The sequence below is a fragment of the Streptomyces sp. 13-12-16 genome (genome assembly GCF_002114215.1).
Taxonomy (GTDB): domain Bacteria; phylum Actinomycetota; class Actinomycetes; order Streptomycetales; family Streptomycetaceae; genus Streptomyces.
The window spans coordinates 1-5,028 of record NZ_NCTE01000710.1 but is presented as its reverse complement, the minus strand read 5'-3'; the positions used below and the strand labels follow the sequence as shown (position 1 = coordinate 5,028).

6 protein-coding genes are annotated in these 5,028 nt (G+C 71.8%); 2 read left to right on the top strand and 4 right to left on the bottom strand.

Annotation, left to right across the window (positions count from 1 at the left end):
- On the top strand, nucleotides 1-146 hold a 146-nt coding region (locus B7767_RS48350), incomplete at its 5' end, for a DUF6214 family protein (protein ID WP_256923582.1).
- A gap of 46 nt (nucleotides 147-192) precedes the next feature.
- Here the strand turns inward: B7767_RS48350 and B7767_RS26800 are convergent.
- Entirely contained in the window at nucleotides 193-852 is a 660-nt protein-coding gene (locus B7767_RS26800; protein ID WP_085574434.1) for a DUF305 domain-containing protein, read from the bottom strand.
- Between the two features lie 192 nt (nucleotides 853-1,044).
- On the opposite strand from B7767_RS26800, the gene B7767_RS26795 reads away from it, so the two are divergent.
- Nucleotides 1,045-2,547 carry an LVIVD repeat-containing protein gene (locus B7767_RS26795; RefSeq protein WP_085574433.1) on the top strand — a complete coding sequence of 501 codons (1,503 nt, stop codon included), beginning with the start codon at nucleotides 1,045-1,047 and terminating at the stop codon, nucleotides 2,545-2,547.
- On the opposite strand, the gene B7767_RS26790 is transcribed toward B7767_RS26795, so the two are convergent.
- The 3 genes from B7767_RS26790 to B7767_RS26780 form a co-directional block, all read right to left on the bottom strand.
- A complete protein-coding gene (locus B7767_RS26790; protein ID WP_085574432.1) occupies nucleotides 2,535-3,212 on the bottom strand; it encodes a TetR/AcrR family transcriptional regulator in 678 nt (225 codons plus the stop codon). The two genes, B7767_RS26795 and B7767_RS26790, sit on opposite strands and share 13 nt — an antisense overlap.
- Nucleotides 3,213-3,389: 177 nt before the next feature.
- Nucleotides 3,390-4,070, bottom strand: a complete 681-nt coding sequence (locus B7767_RS26785) for a phosphatase PAP2 family protein (RefSeq protein ID WP_085574431.1) — start codon at nucleotides 4,068-4,070, stop codon at nucleotides 3,390-3,392.
- Between the two features lie 366 nt (nucleotides 4,071-4,436).
- On the bottom strand, nucleotides 4,437-5,028 hold a 592-nt coding region (locus B7767_RS26780), incomplete at its 5' end, for a M56 family metallopeptidase (protein WP_143652650.1).

Below are 5,028 nucleotides of genomic sequence, written 5' to 3'. Positions count from 1 at the left end.
GGGCGTACCGCGCGGCGCAGGAGCGGGGAACCGATCCGGTCCTCGCCGTGATGGACGAGACCGGGTACAGCCGGCGCGGTGCGCTCAGGCTCATCGGCCGGACGCGCGACGCGGGGCTGCTGCCCGCACGGCACGTCCGGCGCTGAGCCGTCACGCCGGGCGCCGGCCGCCGTCACGGCGTGCCGCGCACCGTCACATCAGGTCGCGCATCCGGCCGATCTCGCTGGTCTGCTGGGCCACCACGTCGTCCGCCATCTCCTCCATCCGGATGTTGTTGCCCTGCCCCTTCAGCTCGGTGGACATGGTGACCGCCCCTTGGTGATGCGTGATCATCAGGGTGAGGAAGAGCTGGTCGAAGGCCTTGCCGTCGGCCGCGCGCAACTGCTCCAGCTGGGCCTGTGTGGCCATTCCGGGCATCGTCGCGTGGTCGTGCCCGTGGCCGTCGTCCAGCTCCGCCTTGTCGTGGCTCTTCAGCCAGCCCTTCATCGCCTCGATCTCCGGCCGCTGCGCGGCGGCGATGCGTTCGGCCAGCTTGACGATCTTCGACGACTCGGCGCGGTCCGGCACCAGGTCGGTCATCTCCAGGGCCTGCGCGTGGTGCTGGATCATCATCCGCGCGTAGGACACGTCCGCCGAGTTGGGGGAGTCGTCCTCGACGCGCTGCCGTTTCGCCTCCTCGGCCGACAGGGTCCGGTTGGCCTCCCCGGGCTCACCCGGCGCGATGACCGAAGGCCCGGCGGCGGCCGACTCGGTGTCGTCCGTGCCGGAGTCGCAGCCCGCGAGCCCGAGTACGGCCAGAGCGGTCAGCCCGGCCGCGACGAGGGACGCACGTGACGCACGGCGGTAGTGCACAAGGACCTCCTGTGGCAGGCGTATGGCGGGACACCTCGTGAGTGTCGACGACCGTCCTAGCACGCTTCCGCGCGTCAGTGATCAAAAAACTTCGTTGCAAGTGTGTTGCTCCCCTGTTGATATGTGCATGTCCACGACGATACTGCCGGTGCGAAAACCGTTCCGACGTGAACGGAACCAGGGAGGAAAACAGTGATCCTGTTGAGCGTTTCCCGAACCCGGCGCAGACGACTGGGAGTTGCCGCGGCGGCCGGCGGACTGCTGGCCGCGCTGCTCACCGCCGCGCCGGCCGCGGCGATCCCCGACCCCGGGGACTCGCCGGCCGCCGAGAAGGAGGTGTCGCGCAGCGACCAGGCCGAGGCACGCGAAGCCATCCGGAGCGGCGAGATACCCGCCCAGGACGAGGTCGTCCACTCCGACAACATCCGGCACGTGGCCAACATCCCCAAGGACGCGCTGTCCGGCACCAACTCGGACCTGGCCTTCCAGGGCCGGTACGCCTTCGCCGGCAACTACGACGGCTTCCGCATCTTCGACATCAGCGACCCGAGGGCGCCGAAGACGGTGGCCCAGGTGCTGTGCCCCGGCTCGCAGAACGACATCTCCGTCTCCGGCGACCTGCTGTTCCTGTCCACGGACTCCTCGCGCAGCGACAGCAGTTGCAACAGCACCACGCAGCCGGCGACCGAGAAGTCCTCGTGGGAGGGCATGAAGGTCTTCGACATCAGCGACAAGCGGAACCCGCGCTATGTCGCCGCGGTCGAGACCGCCTGCGGCTCGCACACCCACACGCTGGTGCCCGAGCGCAAGAACGTCTACATCTACGTCTCGTCGTACTCGCCGAACGCGGCCTACCCCGACTGCCAGCCGCCGCACGACGGCATCTCGGTGATCAAGGTGCCGCGCAAGGCCCCGCACAAGGCGGCGCTGGTCGGCTTCCCGGTGCTGTTCCCGGGTGAGGGCCCGGACGGCGGCGGCAACCCCGGCGGGCCCACCAACCCGGGTGTCTCCAAGACCACCGGCTGCCACGACATCACCGTGCTGCCGTCGAAGGACCTGGCCGCCGGTGCCTGCATGGGCGACGGCATCCTGTTCTCCATCAAGGACCCGGAGCGTCCGCGGGTGATCGACCGGGTGCAGGACAACGTCAACTTCGCGTTCTGGCACTCGGCGACCTTCAACCAGAAGGCGAACAAGGTCGTCTTCACCGACGAGCTGGGCGGCGGTGGCGGCGCCACCTGCAACGCGGAGACCGGCCCGAACCGCGGCGCGGACGGCATCTACGACATCGTCGGCAAGGGCGACCGGCAGAAGCTGGTCTTCCGCAGCTACTTCAAGATCCCCCGCCACCAGGCGGACACCGAGAACTGCGTGGCCCACAACGGCTCGCTGATCCCGGTCAAGGGCAAGGACCTGATGGTCCAGGCCTGGTACCAGGGCGGCGTCTCCGTGTGGGACTTCACCAACTCCTCGAAGCCGAAGGAGATCGCCTACTTCGAGCGCGGTCCGCTCTCCACGGACCAGCTCGTCACCGGCGGTTCCTGGTCGGCGTACTACTACAACGGCTACATCTACTCGAACGACATCGCCAAGGGCTTCGACGTCCTGAAGATCGACGACCGGCGTACGGACCCGGCCCGCCGGGTCCACCTGCGTGAGCTCAACACGCAGACCCAGCCGGACTACTTCGACTGAGCGTCCGGCTCCGTCGCGAAGAACCGGGCCATGTCCGCCCGGTCCTTCCCACACGTCCCGCCGGACACCTCGGTGTCCGGCGGGACGCCCATCTCCCAGTCGAGCCGGTAGCGCTTGAACAGCTCCCCGCGCAGCACCGGGACCGGCATGGGTGCGCCCGGCACCAGGGCCGCGTACACGGCACCCATCAGCAGGGCGCGCAGCATCGGGTAGTCCGCGTCGACGTCGTGGGAACCGTGCCGGGCGACGGTGTCGCTCAGCAGTTCGGCCAGTCGCCGCTGCTCGGGGCAGGGCCGGAAGCCCTCGGCCTGCAGCAGTCCGGCCATGTGCTGGCGCATCAGGACCGGCCGGTCCCGCGCCAGGCCCAGGATCGCGTCGATGGCCCGCGCCATCCGCTCCCGGCCGTCCTCGGTGCGGGGCTCCCGCTCCAGGGCCTCCTCCAGGGTGCGGTGCATCAGCCGGTGCACGGCGGACTGTACGAGCTGGCGTTTTCCCGGGAAGTAGTACGACACCAGGCCCCGCGCGGAGCCCGCCCGGTCGGCGATGTCGCCCAGCGTCGTGGCCTCGTACCCGTGCTCGTCGACCAACTCCACGGCGGCGTGCAGGAGCCGCTCCTTCGAACGCCTCCGCAACTCTTCATTGACCAGGGCGCTGCGCGGGGACATGCTGGACTCCTGCGTTGACTGGCTGGCAGCCAACTATACTCAGCGCGTCCGGTGAGGCCCCTTGGCGGGCCTCTCCGGGTTGCCGTTCACCTCGGGCGACGCGGGGGATCGTCCGAGGTGAACGGTCTTGTCCGCGGCGAAAGCGGTTTCGGGCCGCCGGTTCGGGGGTGCCCGGACTCACCGGCGCGCCGGACACCGCCGCCGGTGGACCGCCACGGCCGCCGCCACCGTCAGGGCGCCGAGCAGCCAGCCGCCGAGGACGTCCGTGGGCCAGTGGACGCCGAGCCAGACCCGGGTGAGGCCGACGCCGGCCACCGAGAGGACCGCCACGGCCAGCGCCGTGCGCCACAGGACGCGGCCCACCCCGTGGCGGTGCAGCAGCCACAGCAGCAGACCGCAGACGACCGTCGCGGTCATGGCGTGCCCCGACGGGAACGCCGCGTAGTGCGCGGAGTCCACCGGGTCGGGCCAGACCGGGCGGGCGCGGTCCAGCGCGGCCTTCAGCCCCTGCTGCACCACCGTCCCGACGGCGACCGTGAGCACCAGCCAGAGCGCCGACCAGGGGGCGGCGTACCGCCAGACGAGCAGCGCCGCCGCCACACCGCACAGCACCCGCATCGTCCACGGGTCCCAGACCCAGTCCGTCAGGATGCGGGACGTCTGCGTCAGCCCTCGTTCCTCGACCGCCCAGCGGTGCGTGGTGCGGGCGATGTCGGCGTCCAGTTCGAGCAGCGGGCGCCACTCGACGCCGACCAGTGTCAGCAGCAGCGCCGAGCACAGCGCCAGCACTCCGGTGGACAGGGTGGCCGGGCGGTGCCTCGGTGGCCCGGGCGGGGATTCGGTGTGGGGGGTGTGCATGAGGCGATCCTCGCCGAACGGCGGCGTCCGGGGCCAGTGTCCTGCCTCCGGCCTCTTCCGGGTTCGCGCCGGCCGGTGCCGTGTGGGGTGCCCCGCGTCGGTGCGGGCCGGGGGCGGGGTCGCGCGGCCCGGCGTTCGCGGGGTGCCTCCCCACTCCCGGCTTCGCTCGAGTGGGACCCCATGGGCGGGAGGTACCCCCACCGCCCGCCCTCGGGCGGGGACACCCCGATCGCCCGGGGGTATCTCCCAGGCCCTTGAGGCACTGGGGGAGGCACGACTGCCCGCGGGAACGGGCGGCATGCGGCCGCCCGCGGATGGCGGCGGCGTTGTTGCCCGCGGGAACGTGGCGCGGCGTTCGGGCGCGGGTCAGCCGAGTGCTCGCAGACCCGGTACGAACGCCACCAGTACCGGGATCACCGGGACCAGCGACGCCACCGCCGTGAGTCGTAGGCGGTGTCCCGCGGTGAGGCGGTTCGAGGGCGTGAGCAGGCGGTGCACCCGGGCCGGGACGTGGGCCTGCGGGGCCGGGCAGGGGCCGCCGAACACCCCGCGGTGCTCGTTGAGTTCCACCAGGGCGAGGGCCGTGGTCAGCCGGCCGAAGCGGCGGGACGCCATGTCGTCGGCGGCGAGTTCGACCAGCCGGTGCATCTCGTCGCGGAACGCCGCGAACACCGGCACCTGCGGGAAACCGCCCGCCAGCGCGGAGGAGCAGTGCAGCAGCCAGTCGTGCCGGGCCTGCGCGTGCCCCCGCTCGTGGGCGAGGACGGCGTCCAGTTGCCTGCCCTTCAGCCGGCGCAACGCGGCCGTGGTGACGACCAGTCGGGGCGGGGAGCCGGGCAGCCACCAGGCGTCGGGCCGCTCGCCCTCCAGGACCACGAGCCGGTCGGAGTCCGGCCGCTCCCCGGGCAGCAGCGGTGCCCGCACCCGCAGTTCGGCGCGGCGCGTCCGGCGCCGGGCG